Annotated in this window: 15 protein-coding genes and 2 riboswitches; all 15 genes read right to left on the bottom strand. The window is 41.1% G+C overall.

From position 1 onward, the window contains the following. Window positions 1–28: 28 nt before the first annotated feature. Window positions 29–1,105 (bottom strand): cobalt-precorrin-5B (C(1))-methyltransferase CbiD, encoded by a 1,077-nt coding sequence (cbiD, locus tag AC4HCY_RS15445; protein ID WP_442916612.1) that lies wholly within the window; start codon window positions 1,103–1,105, stop codon window positions 29–31. Further along, window positions 1,102–1,722: a precorrin-8X methylmutase gene (locus AC4HCY_RS15450; protein WP_491094569.1), complete on the bottom strand. Its 621-nt coding sequence runs from the start codon at window positions 1,720–1,722 to the stop codon at window positions 1,102–1,104. The genes cbiD and AC4HCY_RS15450 overlap by 4 nt, the downstream gene beginning before the upstream one ends. 187 nt (window positions 1,723–1,909) lie before the next feature. Further along, window positions 1,910–3,223, bottom strand: coding sequence for a cobyrinic acid a,c-diamide synthase CobB (locus AC4HCY_RS15455; protein WP_323430222.1), 1,314 nt, complete (start codon window positions 3,221–3,223; stop codon window positions 1,910–1,912). A gap of 6 nt (window positions 3,224–3,229) precedes the next feature. Continuing rightward, window positions 3,230–4,009 carry an ABC transporter ATP-binding protein gene (locus tag AC4HCY_RS15460; protein WP_491094570.1) on the bottom strand — a complete coding sequence of 260 codons (780 nt, stop codon included), beginning with the start codon at window positions 4,007–4,009 and terminating at the stop codon, window positions 3,230–3,232. Then, complete coding sequence (locus AC4HCY_RS15465; protein WP_491094571.1) at window positions 4,010–5,008, bottom strand: FecCD family ABC transporter permease; 999 nt, start codon at window positions 5,006–5,008, stop codon at window positions 4,010–4,012. A gap of 67 nt (window positions 5,009–5,075) precedes the next feature. After that, window positions 5,076–6,086: an ABC transporter substrate-binding protein gene (locus AC4HCY_RS15470; RefSeq protein ID WP_491094572.1), complete on the bottom strand. Its 1,011-nt coding sequence runs from the start codon at window positions 6,084–6,086 to the stop codon at window positions 5,076–5,078. 15 nt (window positions 6,087–6,101) lie between these two features. After that, window positions 6,102–6,881, bottom strand: coding sequence for a sirohydrochlorin cobaltochelatase (locus tag AC4HCY_RS15475; RefSeq protein ID WP_323430226.1), 780 nt, complete (start codon window positions 6,879–6,881; stop codon window positions 6,102–6,104). Continuing rightward, a complete protein-coding gene (locus AC4HCY_RS15480) occupies window positions 6,878–7,684 on the bottom strand; it encodes an energy-coupling factor ABC transporter ATP-binding protein (protein ID WP_323430227.1) in 807 nt (268 codons plus the stop codon). Before AC4HCY_RS15480 ends, AC4HCY_RS15475 begins: the two co-directional genes overlap by 4 nt. After that, window positions 7,685–8,368, bottom strand: coding sequence for a cobalt ECF transporter T component CbiQ (cbiQ, locus tag AC4HCY_RS15485; RefSeq protein ID WP_491094573.1), 684 nt, complete (start codon window positions 8,366–8,368; stop codon window positions 7,685–7,687). It abuts the gene before it with no gap. Then, complete coding sequence (locus tag AC4HCY_RS15490) at window positions 8,352–8,642, bottom strand: energy-coupling factor ABC transporter substrate-binding protein (protein ID WP_323430236.1); 291 nt, start codon at window positions 8,640–8,642, stop codon at window positions 8,352–8,354. Before AC4HCY_RS15490 ends, cbiQ begins: the two co-directional genes overlap by 17 nt. Beyond that, entirely contained in the window at window positions 8,629–9,360 is a 732-nt protein-coding gene (locus tag AC4HCY_RS15495; protein ID WP_333783230.1) for an energy-coupling factor ABC transporter permease, read from the bottom strand. Before AC4HCY_RS15495 ends, AC4HCY_RS15490 begins: the two co-directional genes overlap by 14 nt. A gap of 127 nt (window positions 9,361–9,487) precedes the next feature. Further along, window positions 9,488–9,665: riboswitch (cobalamin riboswitch) on the bottom strand. Window positions 9,666–9,784: 119 nt separating this feature from the next. Next, window positions 9,785–10,927 carry a methylmalonyl Co-A mutase-associated GTPase MeaB gene (gene meaB, locus AC4HCY_RS15500; RefSeq protein WP_323430229.1) on the bottom strand — a complete coding sequence of 381 codons (1,143 nt, stop codon included), beginning with the start codon at window positions 10,925–10,927 and terminating at the stop codon, window positions 9,785–9,787. Continuing rightward, entirely contained in the window at window positions 10,902–13,103 is a 2,202-nt protein-coding gene (gene scpA / locus AC4HCY_RS15505; RefSeq protein ID WP_491094574.1) for a methylmalonyl-CoA mutase, read from the bottom strand. Before scpA ends, meaB begins: the two co-directional genes overlap by 26 nt. Next, complete coding sequence (locus AC4HCY_RS15510; protein WP_323430231.1) at window positions 13,096–15,228, bottom strand: methylmalonyl-CoA mutase family protein; 2,133 nt, start codon at window positions 15,226–15,228, stop codon at window positions 13,096–13,098. The genes scpA and AC4HCY_RS15510 overlap by 8 nt, the downstream gene beginning before the upstream one ends. Before the next feature lie 128 nt (window positions 15,229–15,356). Beyond that, window positions 15,357–15,507: riboswitch (cobalamin riboswitch) on the bottom strand. Between the two features lie 160 nt (window positions 15,508–15,667). Continuing rightward, entirely contained in the window at window positions 15,668–24,853 is a 9,186-nt protein-coding gene (locus AC4HCY_RS15515) for a leucine-rich repeat protein (protein WP_491094575.1), read from the bottom strand. Window positions 24,854–24,874 lie beyond the last annotated feature (21 nt).

A 24,874-nucleotide genomic window follows, 5' to 3' on the forward strand; every position in this document is an offset into this window, starting at 1 on the left:
GGATTCCCAGGTCCTATCCCTGCAATAGTTACCCCATAAATACCCCCCTCTCCATGGAGAAAATGATCACCTCTGCAGGATAGCTCTCATCCTTAAGATACCTTCTTATTCTATCCCTGCAGCCTTTAGACATATCTCCTACGATTTCTCCATAGCCTGCTTCTATGCAACGATCCAGTGCTTCCTCCGCCGTCATGCAGTTGTTTATCCTATCCAAAAGTTCTATAGGAGCCCCTCTCAAAGCTAAATAATAAACAAATGCCTCCATCCTTCCATCGCAGACCTTGCTATGGGTATTGAATACACCGATAGAAAGCTTGGAAAGCTTGCCTATATGACCTATAAGAGTCATTGACTTAAAGCCCTTATTGTAGATGTATAATATTGTGTCTCCTATATAATTGGACATTTTAACCCTTGACTCTTTCATATTCAATGAGTCTGCTATTTTTTCACCGTAATTCCCCGGCACCAGTATTATATTATCCTTACCGTATTTTTCTTCTATCATATCGACTTCAAGGTATATGGTTTTTATCAGGGCATCCTCAGACATGGGATAGACTATGCCTTTCGTGCCTATTATCGATATGCCGCCCTCTATGCCTATATTTTTATTATAGGTTTTGCGGCTTATTTCCTCCCCTTTAGGCGCATATATGGTTATATCATAGCCGCTTTTTGAAACTTCGCTCACCTCTTTGTCTATCATCTGCCTTGGGACAGGATTGATGGCAGCTTCACCTACATTGCCGAACAAGCCCTTCCTCATGATCCGTCCTATGCCCTGCCCCCCATCTATGACATTCAAGCCGTCTCCTCTCTTTTTAACCAAAGCGTGTATTTCCATTCCATCCGTTGAGTCCGGATCATCTCCCCCATCCTTTGTGATAGAGCAGGATGCCCAACCTCCATGAATTTCTTGATTATTCACCTTAAGCCTTAATGGAATTCCTGCAGGAGTATCTATTTTCACATATTCTATTATCTCATTCCTCTCCAGCATAAGAGCCGCTGCCTTAGCTGCTCCTGCGGCACAGCTGCCTGTGGTATATCCGCATCTCAGCTCTTTTCCTTCTTTTATTATGTATATATCCTCCATCATCGCCCCACCGCCATATAGAGCAGTGCGTTGACTATAGAGGCTGCTACATTGCTGCCGCCTTTTGTGCCAACAGTAGATATGGAAGGCAGTCCAAATGCCCTTAAACATTCCTTGGATTCGGCGGCGCCGACAAAGCCCACAGGCACTCCTATGATAAATTGGGGCTTAACCCTTCCTTCCTCTGCCAGTTCCAGCAGCCTGAAAAGAGCCGTAGGCGCATTTCCTATGATGAACATATCTATCCCCTCAGAAACAGCCCTTTCCACCGCACAGGCCGATCTGGTGGTATTCATCCTTTTGGCCTCCTCTGCCACCCCTTCATCATCTATGAAGCACTTTACCTCGCAGCCTGCTTTGGTCAGTGCTTTCTTATTTATTCCCATATGAGCCATCTTTGTATCGGTAAACAGGATTCCGCCTCTCTTTAGGCTGTTCAAGGCCTGATTTACAAAATTCTTTTGAAAAACCGCTATCTTCCTGTAATCGAAATCTCCAGTGGTGTGGATCATCCTCTTTACCACTATGCTTTCCTCTTTCGAGAAGGAAGTATCGCTCATGACTTCCTTGATTATATCCATGCTTTTATTCTCAATCCCCATCGGGTCCTTCATATACAATTCGATCACCCCCTATATATTTCTTTTGTTACTATTCACAGTCGATTTTCCTGGAATAATTAATTTTAGTAGTTTGGTTGTTCTAACTGATAACGATTGCGAAAGTTCCGAGACTAAGACTTTGTAAGCTTGCATAGGGTTGCGTCAAAACTAACAAACTCTAAGTCCATTCACATTGAACGAGACTTCATTCTGAATATTCTTTTTCTATAGTATCCAGCAGATGATTAAAGGCTTTCATATTGCCTAAAAAATTTATATGCGGATATGCTGCAAATACATTTTTGTATTTGTATCCGCATTTCCATTCTCCCTTGCCCATAGGCTTCCTTATATAGAAAATCTCTTTCCCATTGATCTCTGCAACGGATTTATGAAATTCCTGGCCTTTTATGAGGTCTCCTTTTCTACCCAAGCTGCAATCCTCGCCAAGCTCAATATTTACATATCCAAATCGCTGAAGCCTGTCCGTCATGGCAGACCTGCCTTCAAAGACCCCGCACATGAGGCTTTGCTCTATGCTCCCGGCAAGATACATCAATCCTCCCGCTTCTGCATATATAAAGCCTCCGGCTTCCGCCTTATCCTTTACAGCTTTTCTCATTTCATGATTTATAGAAAGCTCCTCCTTATAGACTTCCGGATAGCCTCCTCCCAAATATAGCAAATCGCATTGAGGGAGCTTCTTATCCTCAATGGGAGAGAAATATTCCACCCGGCAGGTGTTTTCAAAAAGGTTCAGGTTTTCTCCGTAATAAAAGGAAAAGGCTTTGTCGTAAGCAATGGCCACCTTAATATTTCTTCTTTGGGGATAAATGTATTCAGGCAGCTCTACCCTGCGGCAGAGCTTTATTATTTCTTCCAGATTTATATTCTTTTCTATATTCTCTGCAGCTTTCTCTATTATTCCATTTGTTTCACCTATCTCGATGCTTTGAATCAAGCCTAAATGCCTGCTCTCTATTTCTAAAGCTTTATCCTCTTCCAAATAGCCCAGCACCTTGATATTTATATATTCCTCTATTTTTTCTTTCAAAAGAGCATACATAGCCTTGCTCACCTTGTTTAATATGACTCCTTTGATCCTGGAACCGGGAAAGTCTGCCATTCCCTTTATTTTAGGTATGGCAGAAAACATTTCACCCCTGGGTGTATATACTAAGATTGCATTTATATCCAGCAGCTTTGATATGTCATAGCCGGAGTTTTCAAAACCGCTGCCCATGCCGTCAAAATATCCCATGGCGCCTTCTGCGATGCCTATATCCCCCTTATTCATAGCTATAGCCTCTTTAACGCCATTGGTTCCCAGCATATGCATATCCAGATTCCCTGCCCTCTTGCCGGAAGCCTCAGCTATATACCTGGTATCTATAAAGTCCGGTCCTGTCTTGAAACCCGAAACATTGAATTGTCTCTTTTTTAACGCCCTTATTATGCCCAGGGTTATCAATGTTTTCCCCATACCGCTGGAGGGAGCGGTTATCATGATCATTTCCATAAATTTTTACACCCTCTTTTCCGGAATAAAATATAAGCATTGGTTTATGTCATCCTCATATATATGAGCCTGTATTTTAAAAACCCTTTTGATCAAATCGCTTCTCAATATTTTATCAGGAGGCCCCCATTCACATATTCTTCCTCTGTCCAGCACATGTATATTATCAGAGTATCTGGCAGCTTGATTTAGATCATGGAGCACCATTATTACCGTTAACCCCAATGATGCATTGAGTTCTTTAATGAGCTCCAGCACTTCCAATTGATACGATATATCCAAAAATGTGGTAGGCTCGTCAAGAATAAGTATTCCGGTTTTTTGGGCCAAAGTCATAGCCATCCAGGCTCTCTGCTTCTCCCCTCCCGACAATGTAACTACATGACGATATCTCAATTCCATCAAGCCGGTTTTGATCATAGACCACTCAATTATTTCCCTATCCTCTTTCCTCAATTTCTGCCTGAATCCCAAATGAGGGTATCTCCCATGAGCGACCAGCTCTTCCACTGTTATATCCGAGGATAAATGCCGTATTTGAGGCAATACCGCCAGCTTCTCGGCTATTTTCTTTGTTCCTATATCTTCTAAATTCTTTCCGTCCAGGTATACCGAGCCTTTCCACGGACTTAAACATCTCGACAAAACTTTTATTAATGTTGATTTCCCTGAGCCGTTAGGCCCTATGATCGTCGTTATTTCACCATCGTTGATTTTAAGCGATACAGAATTCAATATCTCTTTCTGACCATATTTTACATGAATATCCAGTGCTTCTAACCCCATCTATCTCACAGCCTCCTTTTTTCTGAGCAAATATAGGAAAAAGGGCGCTCCAAGTGCAGACATTATTATGCCTACGGGTATCTCCGCAGGCGCGAACAACACTCTTGAAAGGGTATCGCAAAGCATTACTATGGATCCGCCCAGAAAAAATGCTGTCGGAAACAGATATTTATAATCGGAGCCAATAAATAATCTGGCCATATGAGGTACGATAAGCCCCACAAAGCCCAGCATGCCTACTACGCTCACAGCACTGCCTGCCAGCAGAGAGGAAAGTATTATAAAGGCAAACCTTGTTTTTTCCACATTAAGGCCTAAGCCAGTAGCTACCTCATCCCCCAGCATCAGTACATTGAGCCTTTGGGGCAGCAACTGCACCAGAGCCGTTCCTGCCAAGGCATAGGGTATGATCGTCCTCACCTGTATCCAGGTAGTTGCAGATAAGCCTCCCACCATAAAGCCTATCACCCCTGCTACCCTATCTGGGAAAAAGGTGATGAGCCCGTTTATTCCTGCATTTAAAAGGGAAGACACGGCGACTCCTGCCAATATCAATCTGGTAGGATGAACTCCCTCCTTCCAAGACAATCCATATATGAATAACGTGGCCATAAGGGCACCTGTAAAAGCTCCTAATGGCACCAGATAATAATATTTGGGAAATAATATCAATATTATTAAAGCCATAAGTCCTCCCCCTGAGGACACCCCAATGATATTGGGACCTGCCAGGGGGTTTCTCATTATGCCTTGAAGTATAGCGCCCGACAGGGATAAGCAAACCCCTACCAAAGCAGCAACTATAGTTCTAGGCAATCTCACATTCCATATCACCTGATAGTGCATTGAATCCTTTTGGAAGAAAATCGCCTTTACAATCTCTAATGGGGAAATTTTAACCGCACCATTTCCAATACTGATAAAAAAGCTTACAATAAACAAAAGCACAAACCCCAGTAATATTAAAGCTTTGTTGGCTCTTTCTTTTCTATTGCCCATCAACTATATTCTCCTTATATAATCTGTTGTGCTAGTTGATTCAGAGCAGCACAACGAGTCATTTAATTTACTTAAACACTTCCGGATATATCATTTTGGCAAGACCCTCATAAGCCTCAGCATATCTGTGATTAGCTTTGTACATATAAAGCTCCTTGGGCAGAAAAATATATCTTCCTTCCTTTACCGCTTTTAAGGATGCCCAAGCCGGATTTGATTCTACATCTTTTTTAAGCTTTTCAAAGACCTTGCTTTGATCCCTACCTGTCACCTGTACAAATATAAAATCAGGATCCCTCTCCAATATGGTTTCCATGCTGAAAACCTTCGCGTCCGTGGTGAGGTCTGAGCCGTCGGATATGTTCTCGACATTCAAGTCCTTAAGCATTTGTCCTACATAGGTAGAAGAGTCCCGCACCGTTATGCTCTTTGCACTGGCCATCATAAGCAATGCTGTATAGCCTTTATCCTTTGGTGCTTTGTTAATAATACGCTCTATATCATTTTTTACTTTCAAGCTATATTCATTGTATAGATCTTCTCTATCCGTTAATGCAGTAAAAAGCCTTACTATCTTGAAGTAATCTTCTTTCACAAAAAAATTCATAGCCAGTATTCCAATATTGTTTTGTTCCAGTGCAGGAACCAATTCCATATTGATTTTTGAATTTGCATTCAATATTACCAGATCCGGCTCTAATGCAATAATCTTCTCCAGGCTTGGGGCTCCCAGGTTCCCTACGACTTCCGCATCCTTTGCCCCTTCAACGGGTTTTTCCGATGCATCTTCTATCCTTCCTATGACCTTGCCTCCTGCTTTATCCCATATCTCCAAATAAGAGGTGAACAAGCAAACTACTCTCTGAGGATGTTTCTTTAGGGTAACCTCCTGATCTCTCCCGTCAGTATAGGTAACACTATCCTTATTGATTTTCACTCCATATTCTTCCTTAACGCTTTCCCCTGCTCCCTCATTTCCGCCGGAATTTGCCGGCTTTCCTTGATTGATATCGCATCCGCCCAGCAAGCTTAATACTAATACAGCGATTATTACTGCAATTACTCTTTTTTGTTTCATGACTATTCCTCCCAACTAACTATTTATTACAGCCTCTAAATGCTCTAAAAACAAATCCCTGACTGCTCTGATTTCTCCAAGGCCAGAAAGTCCTATTTCCGCTTCTATGCCATTGTCCAAAAGCTTATTCCTCCAGGAATCCTCATCCTCCGATGCCATATCATTTATGGCGTGGTCTCCTGCCACCAGCATAAAGGGTCTTAGCATAACCTTTTTTATATTCCTACCCTTTAATTGAGCTATGATATCCCCTATAGTTTTCGCTCCCTCCACTGTTCCTATAAAAACCTCCCCGCATCCCTTATCTGCAAACAGCTTCTCAAGCTTTATATAGGCTTCATCGGAACCATGCTCCGTACCATGGCCCATAAATACAACAGGCTTTTCCCCCAATATGCTCTCAGCCTCTAAGCCTTCTATAACCTTGCGAAAATCATAGTCCTCATAGAGCAAGGGCTTTCCAACAGATATTATGAAGCCTTCATTTTCCTTTTTAAAATCTTCAACCTGCTTTACTATCTTTTCGTATTCATAGCCGGGAATAATATGAAGGGATTGTATAAAGATTTCTTTTATGCCCAATTCCTTCATCCTGTTTAATGCTCCTATAGGATTATAGATATTCAGGCCGTCTCTATCTTTTAATATGCTCCTGACTATTTCAGAGGTAAAAGCCCTAAGCACCAGATAATCCTCATATTTTTCTTCAACCATCTTTTCAATGCTCTCTATGCACAGCTTTCTCGTAACCTCATAAGTAGTACCAAAGCTTGCAACTATAATGCCCTTCTTCATGCTTTTGTTCTCCCTTCACCATAATTAAATAACTGGTCTTCATTTTTAAACAGAGGCAATCCCAATCCTTCATGGATTTTTACAAGCCAAGGCCTTTCTAAAAATGCCCTGTCCAAAAGTTCTCTGTGTGAAAACACCTCCTGGGTTTTTCCCTCTCCTAAAACTTCTCCCTTAGCCAATATATAGACATAATCGCAAATTTCATAAATCATGTCCATATCATGGCTGGAAATTACAATGATCTTATCCTTGCTTATTTCTTTAATGATTTTTTTCATTTCGCCGGTCATATGTGGATCTAATCCGTTAGTAGGTTCATCCATTAATATGATATCCGTATCTATCGCCAACACGCCTGCAATTGCTACTCTTTTCTTTTGTCCATAGCTTAGGAAATGAATAGGCTTCTCCTTCAGATCATAGGCACTAACCTGGTTTAAAGCAGCCTTGACCCTTAATTTGACCTCACCCTCACAAACTCCCATATTCCTCAAAGAAAAGGCTACATCATCAAATACATTTGGGTAAAATAATTGTTTATCCGGCTCTTGAAACACAATATTCACCTTTTTCCTGTATTCCCTGAGAAATTTTTTATCATATTTGAGAACCGAACCCTTGTATTCTATATGTCCGCTATCGGGCTTTAAAATTCCTATCATATTAAGGAAAAGAGTGGATTTACCGGAGCCGTTTGATCCTATGAGCCCGATTACTTTGCCTTTGCCCAGATCTATGTTTATATTATTTAATGCCTTTGTGCCGTCTTCGTATTTAAAGCATAAGGACTTTACTTTAATCATTTAATCACCCGTCCTAAATTCGCCATCATATAATTTGCTATCTAAAGATATGGTCATATCCTTATATCTGATTAAAATCTTCAGCAATAAGCACTTTATAAGCAAAGCTGCAGAATTACAGCTATTTTTAAAGCCCTCATATCCAAATTTCATCTCTTGAGCATCATAGATTTCCTTAGCTTCTTCTAAAAAAATGAATATGGCTCTATAAATCAGAGCAAACAGCTCAATCAAAGTATTGGGCAGCTTTAATTTTTTCAACACTCGAATGATATCGTACAAGGATGTGGTAAGGGCCAAAAAAAAGGTTGAGGCTAAAGATGCTGATACTCTCATCATGGTTTTCACCGATTGGTGAATAGAATATTCGGTAATGCCTATATAGATGTCTTTTATCTTTATGCTGAAAATAAATACATCCTTATAAGACAAGCTCATCAATATAGTAGTGATGCTTACGATTAAAAAAGAAAAGGGTATGCTTATAATTTTCATATATTTACCTGCCGGTATCTTGGCTGCAAAAATAGTAAAAAACATCATTAAAAGAAATATGAGCAGGTTTATATATAAATTATCTATAGCCACCGCAATAACTAAAGCTCCTATGGCAAAAATAAATTTTGCCATAGGATTAAAATTTGTTAATCTATTTGTGTAAGCATATTTATCTATTATTAACAACTTTCCTTTTCTCCTTCATAGCTCCGAAGATATAGCCAATAATGCCCGCTCCTATTGCTACCTGCAAAGAAAACAATAAGCTCTCTATCTCACCGCTAGGAGGCTCCCAAAGGCTCTCAAACCAAGGCTCATACTCCGGGGCAATCTCTGAAATCACATCTCCCGCCTGCCCATCAGCGCCTCCAAACTCAGCACTCTTATGAATCACCAGAGGAGTAATGATGATAACTACCGCTAATATAAAAAGCAATAAATTTTTCTTATTTGAATGCATCAAGACTGATCACTCCTTCCTTGCTGTATTCAGCCAATAGATTGTAAACAATAGCCGTTAGTATACCTTCTACTATGGCAAGGGGAATCTGAGTCACTGCAAATACTGTCAGGAATTTGCCCAGCGAGCTCATGAGTCCGCCCACGGGGTCCGGGAAGGCCAATGATAGCTGTAAAGCTGTAACCACATAGGTAAAAAGATCTCCTACAGCAGCGGCTAAAAATACTGTAAAGGTCGTATTCACATTTCTTTTATTCAAAACCTTGTAAATCCCGTAGGATACTATGGGCCCGGCTACTGCCATAGAAAAAGTATTAGCTCCTAAAGTTGTCAATCCGCCATGTGCTAGAAGCAAGGCTTGAAAAACAAGCACTATAAGGCCTATAACCGTCATAGTCGTAGGGCCGAACAAAATAGCCCCTAAGCCTACTCCTGTCGGATGGGAGCAGCTTCCGGTCACCGACGGTATCTTCAACGCCGATAAGACAAACACAAAGCCTCCTGCCAAAGCTAAAAGAACTTTTTTATTGGGCTCCCCTTTAATGATGGCATTAACATTTTTCAAGCCTAATGCCATAAAAGGAATTGCTGCAGCAGACCATAATATAGCCCATTTAGCCGGCAAAAAGCCTTCCATGATATGCATAGCATGGGTAATGGCCGGCGCAAAGGTCATTAGAAATAGAATTGAGATAAATACTGTTTTTTTCCTTTTCATAAATTCACCCCTCATTTACTTTTAAGAATTAAAAATCCCTGATCTTAGGAGATCAGGGATTTTTATCAAGCATTATATGCACTAAACAGACATAAAAATAAAAGCTTTTCCTTCCCTCCGAAGGTCACTTGGTTTAAACAATCAGGCAGGTCTCCTGGCTTTCGCATCATTCTACTTTCAACACCTTCCCGGATAAATCCAGTGGTATAAGGCTGATTTCGTACACGATTACAGTAGCGGGGGCTGCAACGGCTTTGCACCGTTTTCCCTATTAATCTTAAAGAACCTGAAGTTCATTATTAAATTTTCAATTTTATTGTATCATAGGGAGATTTATTCTTCAACGATAATATGATTCACAAAATTCAAAATTTCATTATCTATAAAGTCAGAATTTGATATACTTTAGATAGCATAAATTACGTTATTTTGTGTCAAATATATTTAATAGGCGTGTGGCCGCATGTGTAGGAGATATATTTCCTTCTACAAGCTCTTTTTTTATTTGAGGCATGATGTTTTTTATGCCCTCATGGTTTAAAAATCGTTGGTTCAGCTGATCCATAACCAGTGTAAATACCCAGTCAACCGTTTGATTCTTCCTTCTTTCGCCAAAAACTCCTGAATCATTTGTCGCTTTTTCAAAGCTTAGGATATTATTCCATATATCCGATATTCCCTCATTATATAACGCAGAGCATGTATAAGCCTGGGGAACCCATCCTTCCGTAGCCGGCCTAAGATAATGCAGTATTTTATTGTAGTCTGCCTTGGCTGCCATGGCTTTTATCTTGTTGTCCCCGTCTGCCTTGTTGATAAGTATTGCATCACACAACTCCATAACTCCTTTTTTCATGCCCTGAAGCTCATCTCCTGCTCCCGTGATAAGTATAAGAAGAAAAAAGTCAACCATTGAACGTACCGTCACTTCACTTTGCCCAACTCCTACTGTTTCAATAAGCAATACGTCAAAGCCGGCGGCTTCGCACAGCATCATCGTTTCACGGCTTTTGCGCGCGACGCCTCCCAGCATTCCGCCGGACGGAGACGGCCTTATAAAAGCATTTTTTTCTCTCGAAAGTTCTTCCATACGAGTCTTGTCGCCTAAAATGCTGCCTTTTGTAACCGAACTGCTTGGATCTACGGCCAACACCGCTACCTTATAGCCATTCCGGCAAAGGTGCATTCCCAGAGCTTCAATAAAAGTGCTCTTTCCTGCTCCCGGCACCCCTGTAATACCTACCCGTATTGACTTTCCTGTATAAGGAAGGAGCCTTAAAAGCAGCTCTTGTGCCTGGTCAAAATGCCGGGAAGCATTGCTCTCTATAAGGGTGATGGCTCTCGCCATAATAGTCCGGTCATCATTCATAATACCTTCAAAGTAATCATCGACTGTTAATTGCTTTCTAAGAGATGATGGAGATATGGTGTGGGCAACCGTTTTCGAATACATCATGCCGTCATGGCCTCCTATAACGCCTTCCAAAACTTTTGTTGCATATTCATCTTTGGCATCTTCCGGAACCCATTCTGGTTTTTTGCTATTGGCTTCCATCTTTTTCACCATATCCTAACCTCCGGTTAAGCTCCTTTATCATTTTTTCTGCACTAACAGTGATAATAGTGCCAGGCCCAAAGATCAAGGATGCCCCATGAGCATAGAGGAAGTCGTAGTCCTGAGCGGGAATAACCCCTCCTGCAATGATCATTATATCTTCACGGCCTAATTTTCTAAGTTCTTCCACCAACTGAGGCAGCAGTGTTTTATGGCCTGCAGCCAGCGAACTCATGCCCACTATATGAACGTCATTTTCTACGGCTTGCTTGGCTGCCTCGGCAGGGGTCTGAAACAGCGGACCTATGTCCACGTCAAATCCCAAATCCGCATAAGCTGTGGCCACCACCTTGGCTCCCCGGTCATGTCCGTCCTGCCCCATCTTTGCTATATAGATTCTGGGTCTGCGCCCTTCATGCTCTTCAAATTGATCCGTCAACCGCTTCACTTTTTCAACATCATCCCTCTTAGCATATTCTGAGCTGTAAACACCGGAAATTGAGCGGATAACGGCTTGATGCCTTCCTTTTACCTTTTCTATGGCATAGGATATCTCTCCAAGGCTGGCACGGGCTCTTGCCGCTTCTACGGCAAGCTCCAGCAGATTCCCTTCATCCGATTCCGTTGCTTTTGTTATTGCCGCCAAAGCTGCCTGTACCCTTGCTTCATCCCTATTAGCTTTAAGCTTCTGAAGCCTTTTTATTTGAGCCTCCCGAACCGCCGTATTATCAATCTCCAATATCTCTATAGGATCCTCGTGATCTAGACGATACTTATTAACACCTATAATAGCTTCCTTGGCAGAGTCAATTTTTGCCTGCCGCCTTGCAGAACCTTCTTCTATCCTCATCTTTGGCAATCCGGTCTCAATAGCCTTTGCCATTCCACCTAATTCTTCAACTTCCTGAATATGATTCCAGGCCTTCCTTGCCAGCTCGTGGGTCAGCCTTTCCACATAATAAGAACCGCCCCAGGGATCTATAACCTTGCAGATCATTGTTTCATCCTGCAGATAGAGCTGAGTGTTTCTTGCAATCCGTGCAGAGAAATCCGTAGGCAGGGCGATGGCTTCATCAAGGGCATTGGTGTGAAGAGACTGGGTATGCCCTAAAGATGCTGCCATGGCTTCAATCAATGTTCGTGTCACATTATTAAAGGGGTCTTGCTCCGTCAAAGACCATCCGGATGTCTGGGAATGTGTTCGGAGAGCCAAGGATTTCATATCCTTTGGATTAAAACCATTAACTATTTTTGCCCATAACATTCTGGCAGCTCTCATCTTGGCAATCTCCATAAAATAATTCATGCCCTGAGCCCAGAAAAAGGATAGCCTTGGTGCAAAGGCATCAATATCAATGCCTGCCTTTATCCCCGCTCTTATATAATCCAAACCGTCGGCCAATGTATAAGCCAGCTCTATATCGGCTGTTGCCCCGGCTTCTTGCATGTGGTAGCCGGATATAGAAATTGAGTTAAACTTGGGCATATGCTTGGATGTATAAGCAAATATATCCGCAATAATCCTCATGGATATTTCCGGAGGATAAATATAGGTGTTCCTTACCATGTATTCCTTTAATATATCATTCTGTATAGTACCGGACAACTTTTCCTTCGGAACACCCTGTTCCTCTCCCGCTACTATATAAAAAGCCAGCACGGGTAAAACCGCACCATTCATGGTCATTGAAACAGACATTTTATTAAGGGGAATGCTGTCAAAAAGAATATTCATATCCAGCATGGAATCGACTGCAACTCCTGCCTTGCCTACGTCTCCTACTACTCTTTCGTGGTCGGAATCATAGCCCCTGTGAGTCGCAAGATCGAATGCAATAGAAAGACCCTTCTGACCCGCCGCCAGATTTCTTTTGTAAAAGGCATTGCTTTCTTCAGCGGTGGAGAAACCGGCATATTGACGAACGGTCCAGGGCCTGGTCACATACATGGTTGCATAAGGCCCTCTCAGATAAGGCGGCACACCGGCGGTAAAGCCTAAATGCTCAAAATCTGAATATTCGCTTCTTGTATATAATGCCTTTACTTTTATTTGTTCATTTGTAGTCCAATCATAGCTTTCAGGCTTCTGGCCGGCAGAATATCTAAAGGCTTCCTCCCAGGCTTCCCGGGAGGAAGCTTCCCCTGTGGTATCCAGCTTTAGCTTTGAAAAGTCGGGATGATTAATCATTGCTATCCATCTCCTTTTGAATTCCCTTCAGAATATCATAACAGTTGGCTCCTAAAAATATAAAGTCATCCACCCCGGCAGCCCGGTATTCAGGCTCCAGCTCCTTTGCAGGCTTTCCAGCAACTATCAATCTGAATTCGGGTTTTAAGGCTTTAACTTTTTGCGCAATAGCGGGTACAAGCTCAGAATAAGTATCATCCGTGGAGCATATGATGCCAATAGAGGCCTTAGATTCTAATGCTGCTTCCACAGCTTCATCTATGCTTTCAAAACCATTGTTTTTGAGCACTTCAAATCCGCCAGTCTCAAAGAAGCCGGCTGAGAAGTCTGCTCTCGCCTTATGCTGTGGAATAGGCCCCATATTGAAAAGAAATACTTTTAACGCATCTTCGTGACTCTTCCTGATTTCTTCCGAACGCATCCGCAAATGCTCAAAGCGTTCGGCACCACGTTGTCTCTTGACAGGCTTTATATGCTCTGCATGTACTACGCCATCTGAAGTTATTTCGGAAATATCTCCTAATGTTGCACCTGCCAGTACAGCTTCTATACCGTTATCCACCAATTCTATGTCACTCATATTCAATTGGATCAGAGCGTCAAGAAGCATGAACATGTCTTTTGACAACCTGTAATCTTGCACTTCCTGAATGCGTTTTTTTCTGAACCGGCTATAATCTATGCTCCTGGGCGTCAGCTTTTCTTCAGACAAATTGGGATACATGTTTGTTCCTACCCATACATGAGTTCTCTTAGACATAGCAGTAAATTTTTCTTCATATTTGTCCTCAATGACTTTTTGCAGCGTTCCTGCTTTCAAAGCTTCATATATGCCTCCAGACCCGCTGATTTTCTGGAAAAGGCTCCAGGCTTTTTCAGCAACCTGCCGTGTAAGGGCTTCAATGTACCAGGATCCTCCTGCCGGGTCAATGGGCTGAGTAAAATGACACTCATCTTGAAGAATGTTTTGTACATTTCGCGAGATTCTCCTTGAAAACTCATCAGATTCCCGGACAGCCTCGTCAAAAGAAGCGACGTGCATACTGTCAACCCCTGCAATAGCTCCTGAAAATGCTTCAGACGCATTCCTAAGCATATTGACATAAGGATCATATACCGTCTTTGTCCAGGAGGAAGTTTTAGCATGAATAAACATTTTTTGAGATTCTTTGTTTCCTCCGTAGGCTCTTACTATTTGGCACCAAAGCATTCTTGCAGCCCTGATCTTTGCAATCTCCATAAAGAAATTTGAGCCTAAGGAGAATCCGAAGGCCATTTTAGGCGCAACCTGATCTATATTCATATCTCTTTCAAGCATCTCTTTTATATATTCCGCTCCGGTGGCAATGGAATAAGCCAGTTCCTGTACGGCATCGCATCCGCCTTCATGATAAGCGCTGCTCTCAACCAAAATAGTTCTTAAAGCCGGTGCATTCAGGGCAGCCCAGCTTGTATGCTGTGCCATCAGATCATAGGCTCTTCCCAGAGAAAGCGGAAGAGAGCCTTCTTTAGCTAATTCGCCCAAGGGATCAGCGCCAATGCAGCCGTTGAGCTTATAATAGTCAATATGATTCTTTTTCATATAACCACCCAGCAAAGATATAAGGGGCAGCGGGTTAGCACCTGTGTTCACGTATATCGGCAAAATTTCAAGCACTATCTTATCAAGAAGTATTTCTACGTCCTCCAATGTAGATAATGACAATCCTCTATTGCCAATAGGCAGATCTCCGCCTTCATCCGGATCAACGCCTATCCGTGAAGCTTTATCAAGCACGATGCCTATGGCTGTCTGGCCCCTGTATAAATCATGCAGAAGAATTTCATTGAAGGCCTCAGGGTGGCCTGCATCAATCTCCTGGCAAATATCCCACGGCTTTGCAATATAGCCGTCTGCTTTAGTTCCTCTAACATAAGGCGCAAAACCGGGATATGCATCAATGTGAGAAATATCTTCAAAATCCTCCTGCGTATATATCGGGTTCAATACTATACCTTCATAAGTTTTAGTAAGCAAAGCCTTCTCATAAGGCTTCCCTTTAAGAAGCTTCACAGCTTCCTCCTTCCAGGCGTCAAAGCTGGTTCTCTCAAATTCGCTGAATAAAAATTCTTTATTGTTATTCATTTTTTCACCTCATTTAGCAAATAATAATCTCTGGCAAATAAAAAACATCCTCTTTTGATAAGGATGCTTGAAGAATATATATAATCTCTATATATCAGCTGCTCACCTCCCTATACATCGTAGGTTAAATAGTGACTTTCATACAGGTAGGTGTCTGACTTTAAATTATCATGAGATAATCTATTCACAGTGGCGAGACCGTTCCGAACTTTCACCGGATTCCCTATTAAAGCATTCCATCCCAATGACAGAGATGCTGCCTGCCTGAACTATTTATTTTTCCAATTAACATTATACCCTTTTAGGTAATGCTTAGCAATAGATCGTATTGGTTAAGCCACGGCAAAAGTACTTCATTTAGACTGCTTTTGATAACCTTCGAGAGCAATCTGGGGAAATATGGATTTCCGCAGATTGCTCCCATCATAACAGTTTAATGTTAATTATATATTCTGTGCAATAAAGCAGCCGCTTCAGCTCTGGTAGCATTATCCTTCGGGGCAAACTCATTATTGCCTTTTCCTCTCATGATCCCTGAGCTTGCTATGGATTTTACAGCGGCTCCAGCATAAGATGAGATATTCCCCTCATCAGAAAAACCTGTCTTTCCCTTTATTTCGCCAAGAGTTAAGCCTGTTGCTTCAGCAAAATTCACCAGTATTACTGCCATTTGTTCTCTGGTAATGAGATCATTTACTCCAAATTTACCATTATCATAGCCTTTAATGACTTTATGTTCCGCAGCCCACTTGATGCTATCTGTATACCATTGTCCTTCTGACACATCTTCAAAGCTTTCAGCTTTAGCATCAGACAGTTCTATATAATCAATGGAATTGACCAGCATATGAATAAATTCACCACGGCTCAAGGTTTTATTCGGATTAAAAGTATTTTTGCCGGTGCCCTTGATGATCCCTCTGGCTGCTAAATAGTTTATGCTGTCTTTGGCCCAGTGATTTATTGTGTCGCTGAATTCAACAGGGTTATATTTGATTCCATAGATGCCAAGTTCTTCAATTTGCATGCTTAGCTTATTGTCCTTATATTTAGCTCCTTTTATTATATGGAATTCACCATTAACAATTTTTCCACCTACAATGGCATTTGTATCCTCATTGCTATTTAGGTTGCAAGGCAATTCCAAATTGATTTTATTGCCTTGAAGGCTTTTTATTTCCCTGCCTCCAGCAATAATAGCTACATTGATCGCATGCTTTAAACTATGTTTGCCATCAAAAGAGATTTGGTTATTGATGTTGATAGCAACATCATCAGAGGTATTTTGGCTAAAGCTTCTAAGAGTATCAATACCTATCTGCATGTCTCCTGCAGGTGTAGCAATATTGATTTTATCCAAATCAGATCCTTTAAGGTCTTTGAAAGCTTCTTTGTCAAATGAAACTTGATACCCATTTGCCCTGGGAGTCTTTGTAAGGTCAATTTTAAGAGTATATGTTTCGCCTTTCTTTAGTGATTCTAATGCTTCTTTGACATCACTGCTGCTTAATGCTGCAATTGCAACATTGTCTTTTATTGCTGCCAAAGGAGTTAGTGTGCCTCCTGTTATACTAACTTTTTCTTTCTTTTCTGCAGAATTATTACTCCCAGTGCTTTTCTCTTTTCCGCTGCCGCCGCTGCTGCTATTATCTTTGCCGCCATTGCCTCCGCTATTGGATTTTATTAAGTCCACTCTAATCGTTTTGGATTCGTCCATAACAGCAAAGGCTTCCGTCTTCGTATTATAGCCTGAGGCACTTGCCGTGTAGCTGTATTTCCCGGACTTTAATCTATAGGTTTTGTCTTTTTCTGCTTTAACCTCATTGCCTTCTTTATCTTTTACAATTACTCTTGCCTCTTTGGGAGTTGTTTCAAAAGTCACCGCATAAGTTTGTTGTATTTCATAGTTTATAGTATAAGTTTGTTTTGCTTCATTCCCTGCCTTGTCCCAAGCAAAAATCTCAATTTTGTTCACTCCGGGCCGTAAAGTTATTTCATAGTATTGGTCTTTAGCTTCTACTTTCTTGTCATTATGCTTTACAACGACATCCACACTGCCATCTTTATCATCTGTTGCACCGGCAGTAAATTTGTATAAGCCCGTATTTACTGTTTCATTCTTTACCGTTGCTGTAATAACAGGCGGTACTTTATCAATATTCTCCTCTTCTAATTGAGCTATCCTTCTTTCTGCTGCTACGAGTTTATCGAGGTTTATAATAAGCGTTTTCTGTTCTTCAGTCAATGCATTATATGCTTTTCTTGCAGCTTCTACTAAGCCCTTATCTTCAAGGGTTAACTTATCTGCCGCCGGCAAAGCAGTTATTTTGTCAATAACTTTATTAGCAGCTTCATGATCCTTAGGATCCTCATTTCCCGATACAACTGTCACCTTATAAATGCCGCTGTAGCTATCATCATCGGCCTTTGCGGCAATAAAGGCGATACCCTTCATTGACCCTGTCACCACACCGTTTTCAACACCGGCAACCATAGGATTGCTGCTATGCCATTTTATTTCCTTGTCTAAAGGAATGCTATGTGCTATGGCTAAATTCTCTCCCGCTTGTATCTCATTTTTTTCAGCAGTTAGCTTAGCATCTGCTCCTGGTAAAAGGATAAAGCTATCAGCGGGTACCTTCCATTTCCCATCCGCTTTAGTAAAGCTCGTGGCTCGCAAATCTAAGATATTAAGCCCTTCGGCACCGAGAAAGCAATTATTAGCTATTTTAGTAACACTACCCGGGATAGCAAGGTAATAAAGTTTTTTAGTCCACCCAAAGCTCTGGTTGCCTATACCGGTAACGCTGTCTGGAATCTCTACGCAGCTTAATTCAGCACAGCCTCTAAAAAGTAAATCGGGTAGCTTGGTTATTCCTTGAGGAAGTATCACTTTTTTAAGGCTCGTACAGTTTGAAAGCAAGCCAAATTCGAGTTCTGCTTCTACACCGGAGATATCTGCTTCGGTAATATTGGTACAGTCTCTAAATACGTTCTTTCCAAGACTTTTAATGTGTCCGGGAAGCTCGATCTTCGTCAGTCCATCACAACCCGCAAAGCATTCGTTAGGCAAATGAGTTATGCTCTCGGGCATTTTAATATCTCTCAGATCTTTAATTCCATTACAATTGCCGAAAACATATCGACCAAGACTTTCTAAGGTGTCGGGAAGCTCCATTTCAGTTATACCGGTGCAGCCGGCAAAGAAGCTCTGGGGTACAAGGGTTATTCCTTCGGGCCATATTACTTTTTTAAGGCTTGTGCATCCATTTAATAAACCCCAATTTCCATTATCAAAGATCTTTATGCCCGAAATATCGGTCTTTGTAATTCCTGTGCATTTATAAAAAACGCCGTCCCCCAGCCTGGTGATATGCTTGGGAAGCTCCACATGCGTGATCCCAATGCAGCCTTCAAAAAACTTTTCCGGAAGATATGTTACCGTTTCAGGAAGTTTTATATCTCCAACATCTGTTATGGACGTACAGTTTTTAAACAAGCTCTTTCCAAGGCCATCATCTGTTAAACCCGGAAGCTCTGCTTCTTTTAAGGATGTGCAGCCGGCAAAGAACTCATCTCCGAGACTGATAACAGCCTTTGGCAAAGTAATCCCTGTCAATGAGGTACATTCACGAAAAGCATCTTTAGCCATTTCAGTTATACCGGTGCAGCCGCTAAAGTTTAAATTTTTAGGAGTTGTCCAGTCAAAGGTTTCTTTTTTTGCAGTTACCGATGTGATGGCAGTGTTGTCTGAAAGATTTATGGCAGAAGCACCTTTCAAATATTTCATTACTGCCATATCTCCATTGATAATATTTGCATCAGAAAGATCTAGGCTTCCGGCAATGGAAGCAAGTTCTCCCATTGACAATTTGCCTTTGTAGCCGCTTCCTTTCCCGGCAGCGCTTGCCAGCTTTTCAAGCAATTTATGATTAGCGATAACAACCTTATCACCATCTTCAAATATATCTTTTACAGTGATAGCTATTGTATATGTCTTGGTAGTTTCGGCTGTGGTCACCTTTACCTCAATAGTGTTGGTACCCAAGGATAAAGGTATAGCTCCCGAAGGACTGCCGCCTGTTGCTGCCTCATTATTAATTTTTATAGCAGCGCCTTCATCTGCTGCTTGTGCCGTTACCTTGGTTGAAGCAGTATGAACTCCTGTATCGGCAGTATAAAAGTATCTTGATGGGCTAAAGGCTTCCTTTAAGCTAATATCAGACAGCGATAATGCTTTTAGCTTAGCGATGTCTGTATCCACGGTCTTTACATAGCAAGTACCGCTGTAGCTGCCATCCTCTGCTTTGATGTATATGGTAGCATTGCCTAGTCCTTTTCCTGTCACTACGCCATCAGAGACTACTGCTACATCAGTATTGGTGCTGCCCCAAAAAACTGCTTTTCCCTCAGGTATCTTATGTGTGAGCTTTAAGCTCTTGTCCCCTAAAATTATAGTTGTCTCTGACACAGATAGCTCCGCATCCTTTTCTCCTGATAACAGGACAACAGCAGAAGCTGGAATACCCCAATTATACGGATAGCCCCACTCGGAAATTAAGCTTGTAATGGATGTCTTCCTTAAATCCAGAAAAGCCAGCGAAGGCGATCCACTGAAAAAATTATATCCTAATTCTTTTACATTGCTTTGGATCACAACATGCTTTAAATTATTACAGTTTGAGAAAAAATAGCTTCCGAGTTTAATAACATTGATGGGAATATTAATATACTCTAAGCTGCTGCATCCGTTAAAACAGCTATCTCCTATTTCAGCCATGCTGCTTGGTATCTCTACATTTTTTAAGCTTCTGCAATTCCAGAAGCAATCTTTTTTAATTTGGGTTATGCTCTCCGGTATAATAGCAGTTTCTAAATATAGGCAATCCCTGAAAATACCATTTGGGAGCACTTTTACCTTGGAAATAAATTTCGGTAATTCTTTAAAGCCTGTGCCGCTAAAGACATCATCACCACTAATATCCAGCTTTTCTACCCCGTCATAAATAGTGATGCCTGTTTCTTTCAAAGAAGAACAGCCCTTAAAGGCTTGACCATTTATCTTTGTTACTCCTGGCATACTTATAGCAGTGAGTTTCTCGCAGCCATTAAAGGCTGATCCCAAAATTGTTTCAACTGTCTCAGGCAAGCTTATTTGTATAAGATTGGCAGCTCCCTTAAAGGCATTGTAGGCTATCTCTGTAATACTTGTGCAGTCTTTAAAATCAAAGCTCTTAGGCTTTGTCCAGTCAAAGGTTTCTTTTTTAACTGACTCTGATGTAATGGCGGTGTTTCCTGATAGATCGATGCCTGAAACACCTTTAAGATACTTCATGACTTCCATATCTTTGTCGTTTATAACGGCATTTGACAAATCAATTGTCCCCTTGATGCTTTCCAGTTCCTTAAATGTAAGTTTCCCGATATATCCGCTTTCCTTGCCTGCGGCTACAGCCAGCCTCTCTTGCAATAAAGGGTTGGCAATAACGATATAGTTATCTCCTATGCCGACAGCTTTCATATCCACACCTATTTTATAGTTTTTGATAGTCTTCCCATCTGACGATGTCACCTTTATCACGATTATGTTGGCACCAGGCAATAAAGCAATAGGCTTTGAAGAAGTGCCTTCAACTGCTTCTCCGCCGTTTATTTCTATTTTTGCACCTTCCTCTTCTGCATGAGCAGTGAGCGTTGTAGTTCTAGTGTCTCCTAATATTTCTGCATGATAAATATATCTTGATGGTTCAAAGCTTTCCTTTAAAGCGATATTGGAGAAAGATAATTCTTTCAGTCTTGCGCCGGCAGTATCCTTTACTGTCACTATACAAACATCGCTATGGCTGTCATCCTCTGTTTTGACATAAATATAGGCAACACCCGGCTGCACAGCTGTTACTATCCCATTCTCAACAGCAGCAACAGTGATATCATGACTGCCCCATATAACAGTTTCAGCCCCTGGAATGGCATGAGTTAGGGTTAAATTATCTTGGCCCAACTTTATCGTTGCTGATTTTAAAGATAAATTGGGATCTTGTCCTGCATAAAGAACAACCGCCGTTTCTGGGAGTGACCATCTGCTAGTATTGGATTTAGTAAACGCTGTATCTTTAAGATTTAAGAGAGTAAGACCCGAGTTATAGAAAAGATATCTTCCAACGTTCTGTAAATTATTCGGAAATTTCAAATACAAAAGCTTTTTGCATCCACTAAAAGCATTATCTCCCAAAGCTTCTATAGAATCCGGCAGGATTAAACCCCCAAAGTCAGCACAGTCCTTAAAGCTCTCGGCTTCAATACTTTTGACTGTATCTGATAAGGTAATTGCTTTTAAAGCTTTTGCTCCTTGAAAGGCACCCTTTTCTATTTTTGCAATCCCGGTACAACCGCTGAAATCAATGCTGTTAAGGCTTGTCCAATCAAAGGCTTCCTTATTTACTACAGAGGAGGTAATAGCAGGGTTGTTCGATAGATTTATAGCAGAAACACCCTTTAAGTATTTCATTACAGACATATCACTGTCATCGATATCTAAACCAGACAGATCTATCTCCCCTGTAATAGAGGCGAGCTCGTGCTTAGTCAAATCGCCGCCTGCCTTTCCCACGGCCTGTAGCAGCCTATTTCTAAGCTTAATATTTCCAATCTCTACTATACCGTAGGAGCGATCCTTTATTTCAATAGGCGTATCAGGAATCTTTGTCACAAAATAATCTTTTTCTTTTGTCCACCAATCAGGGCCGTATTTGACCCATACATATCCGCCTTTTAGCATATAAGTGCCCGGCTGTGTATCAATGGGTACGATAAACTTGATGGTTTTTAATCTTTCCAGATCCTCAAGCTGTTTTATCTCAGCTGATTTAACGGTTTTTAGCCCTGGAATATTTGTCGTAAAGATTGTAAAGCATTGGATTATCTCATCGGTCATCCATTCTCCGCTGGACTTAGGGTGCGCTTTGGCTATTGCTGCTATGTTTAAGTCCGGGATACTTATATGCACTTCATCTCCGGGAGTAATCACTTCCTTATTTTCAACCCTCGTCGTAAATATGCCCTGAGGCTTATAGTTTGGATTGTCCTTTACAGTTAGATGAATGTCCGGTAAAGCAGAGAATCTATCCTCAGGTTGTTTGGCATCTAAGTTGGGAGGGCGAACCGAAACGTCTTCACTGTACAGTGGGTCCCCAAACCAACTCTCAAAGATATGACCACCGGATAACATCCACTTTCCTGCACCGGTCAACTCCAGCTCTATTTCATTGCCTGTGGCAATATCATATTGGCTTCCTCCGCCCATCACTCTAGTGTACCTGGGCATATTGCAATTGTAGATGGCATAGGTATGTGCAGGATTATAAACTCTGGATATCTTAGGTACAGGGGTTACCAATCCTGTGAAACTAATTTTGATTACATCCCCTACATAAAAATCCTGTAAATTTGGCCTAGTACTATTTTCAATAGTGTAGGCCAGCTTTTTTGCACGGAGATTGTATGTCTTAACAGTCGTTCCCTTGGTATTTTTTGCTGTAATGACTATGGGATTATAACCATCTCTTAGCTTTATATTAAACCGTCTCTCATCGGCTTCATAGTTTTTCCCATTTACTGATGCAGAGACGACAGCATCACTTTCCGTATCTACATTAAAGCTTAGATCATAGCTATCTCCCGTAAAGTACAGAATATCATATTTTGAGCATTTAATATCTGTATTTAACTCAGGTCCATCAGCCTTACTATCGATTACATTGACTACAACAATAGGCTTTTGTCCCTTAAAATCCGGGTAGGAAACTTCTATTTCCGCCACGCCTGCCTTTAGGCCTGCTATATTATATCTATAATGCTCCTCAAAATCTTTTTGAAATTTTTCAATTTTAATGATGTCTTTTCCCTTTATCGTTTCGATGATAAGATCGTCCCGGTTAAATTGATAATCATCAAGACCTGCCCGCGGAACATCCAGCATAATGATTTCTTTTTCTTTTCCTATCTCAATCTCAAAATCAAGGCTATTTAGCAGGAAATCGTAAAAATAGTTCTTAGCAATAGCTCCTGTCGGGTTCAATAGCTCGGCAATCTTTTCCTCCGCCGCTGTCAATATTGCCAGGTTTAGTTCTCCTACTATTTTCTTTTGTTCCTGTGTCAGGTTGTTATAAGCTGAACGGGCTGCTTCCACTTGTGTTCTGTGTGCCAATGTAAGCTGCTCCGGGGCAGGAAGAGCTTTAATCAATCCAATGACATTACTAGCTTTGGCTTGGTTGTCTTCTTCTATTTGGATTATTTTGCTTGCTGCCGCTTCCAATTTAGAATAATTTGTAACAAGCTCCTTTTGCTTACCAGCCAGCTTGTTATAAGATTGTTTTACGGCTTCTATGCGAGCTTTGTGTTCCAATGTAATATCGTTAAGCTCGGGAAGTGCTTCTATTTGAGCTATTACGATATTTGCAAATTCTTGATCGCTGCTGCAAAAGGCTATAGTTATCCTATGTATATTGTCAGCACAGGTTATTGTGATGACCTGATCTTCTGCAACAGGTATTTTATCTATTGGGCGATAGATTCTATCATTTGTTTCAATAGTTACTTTATTTAGAGCGTTAGCAGCGGCAGGGGTTATCATTATCTCTCGAGTTCCAGCCGGCAAAGTTAAAATATAGTCTTCGGTTTCCGCTGCAAAGATAGGATTTAAAATGCCTTGATCAGCGGAAATACTTTTTAGTGCTTTATCCGGATTATTAAAGTCTGCACCAATATCTGCACCCAGATCACAGGTGTAGCGAAACGCAACTACATCTCCATCATTTAATTTATATAAGCTGACACCATGATCGGGATACCAGCCATTGACATTATACATCCATCCGCTGCCGCTGCCGTGGTCAAATTCACCGTCACCGGCGATGCTTTGTATATAAACGCTTCCATATTGTTCATAGGATTTGTGTTTATATTTTATCTCCCGGTTATCCATTTCTCTTTTTAATACATCCCAGACCGCTTCGCCATCTGTAAATTCCACTCTGGTTGGTTCTAGGACATAGCCCTTGCCTATGGTCATTTTATCTATAGACAGGGTTATGTGCTCAGTTCCTCTGGATAGTGATATTTCATCGATTATTAAATCAGTGTAAAATTTGTCCGTGCTATTTTCAAATTTAAGTTCTATTTGATAATTCCCGGCTGCTGCCTCCGAAGGAATTGTCAAATCAAGCGTATCTCTACCTTGATCGTCTGTCTCACCTTTTGTTTGTACTACTTCATTTTCTGTTGTTTCATAATAGTTATTTTTACTCAAATCCCATAAAGTCAAATCAAAGCACTTATTAGGATTATCAGGCGAATAAACCGCAGCCGTAACGGTCTCACCTGCTTTTATTCTGTCTTTATCCAAGGATAATATTGGCAGTTCCTCAGCATATGTTTTTAAACCATAGTTATCCGGTTCTTCTGCCCCAACATCCTGTTTATTTTCTAATATAATACTTTCTTCAGCCGCAGTATCCTGTGCATACACAGATGTAGTATCTATAAATCCAAAGCCTATATTAGTAAAGGCCATAGCAAAGATCAGTATAAACGATACTAACTTTTTAAAGCATTTCATCTTTATCATAACCTCCTCTTCTTAATTAAT

The organism is Lutispora sp. QWL-02 (assembly GCF_058315355.1).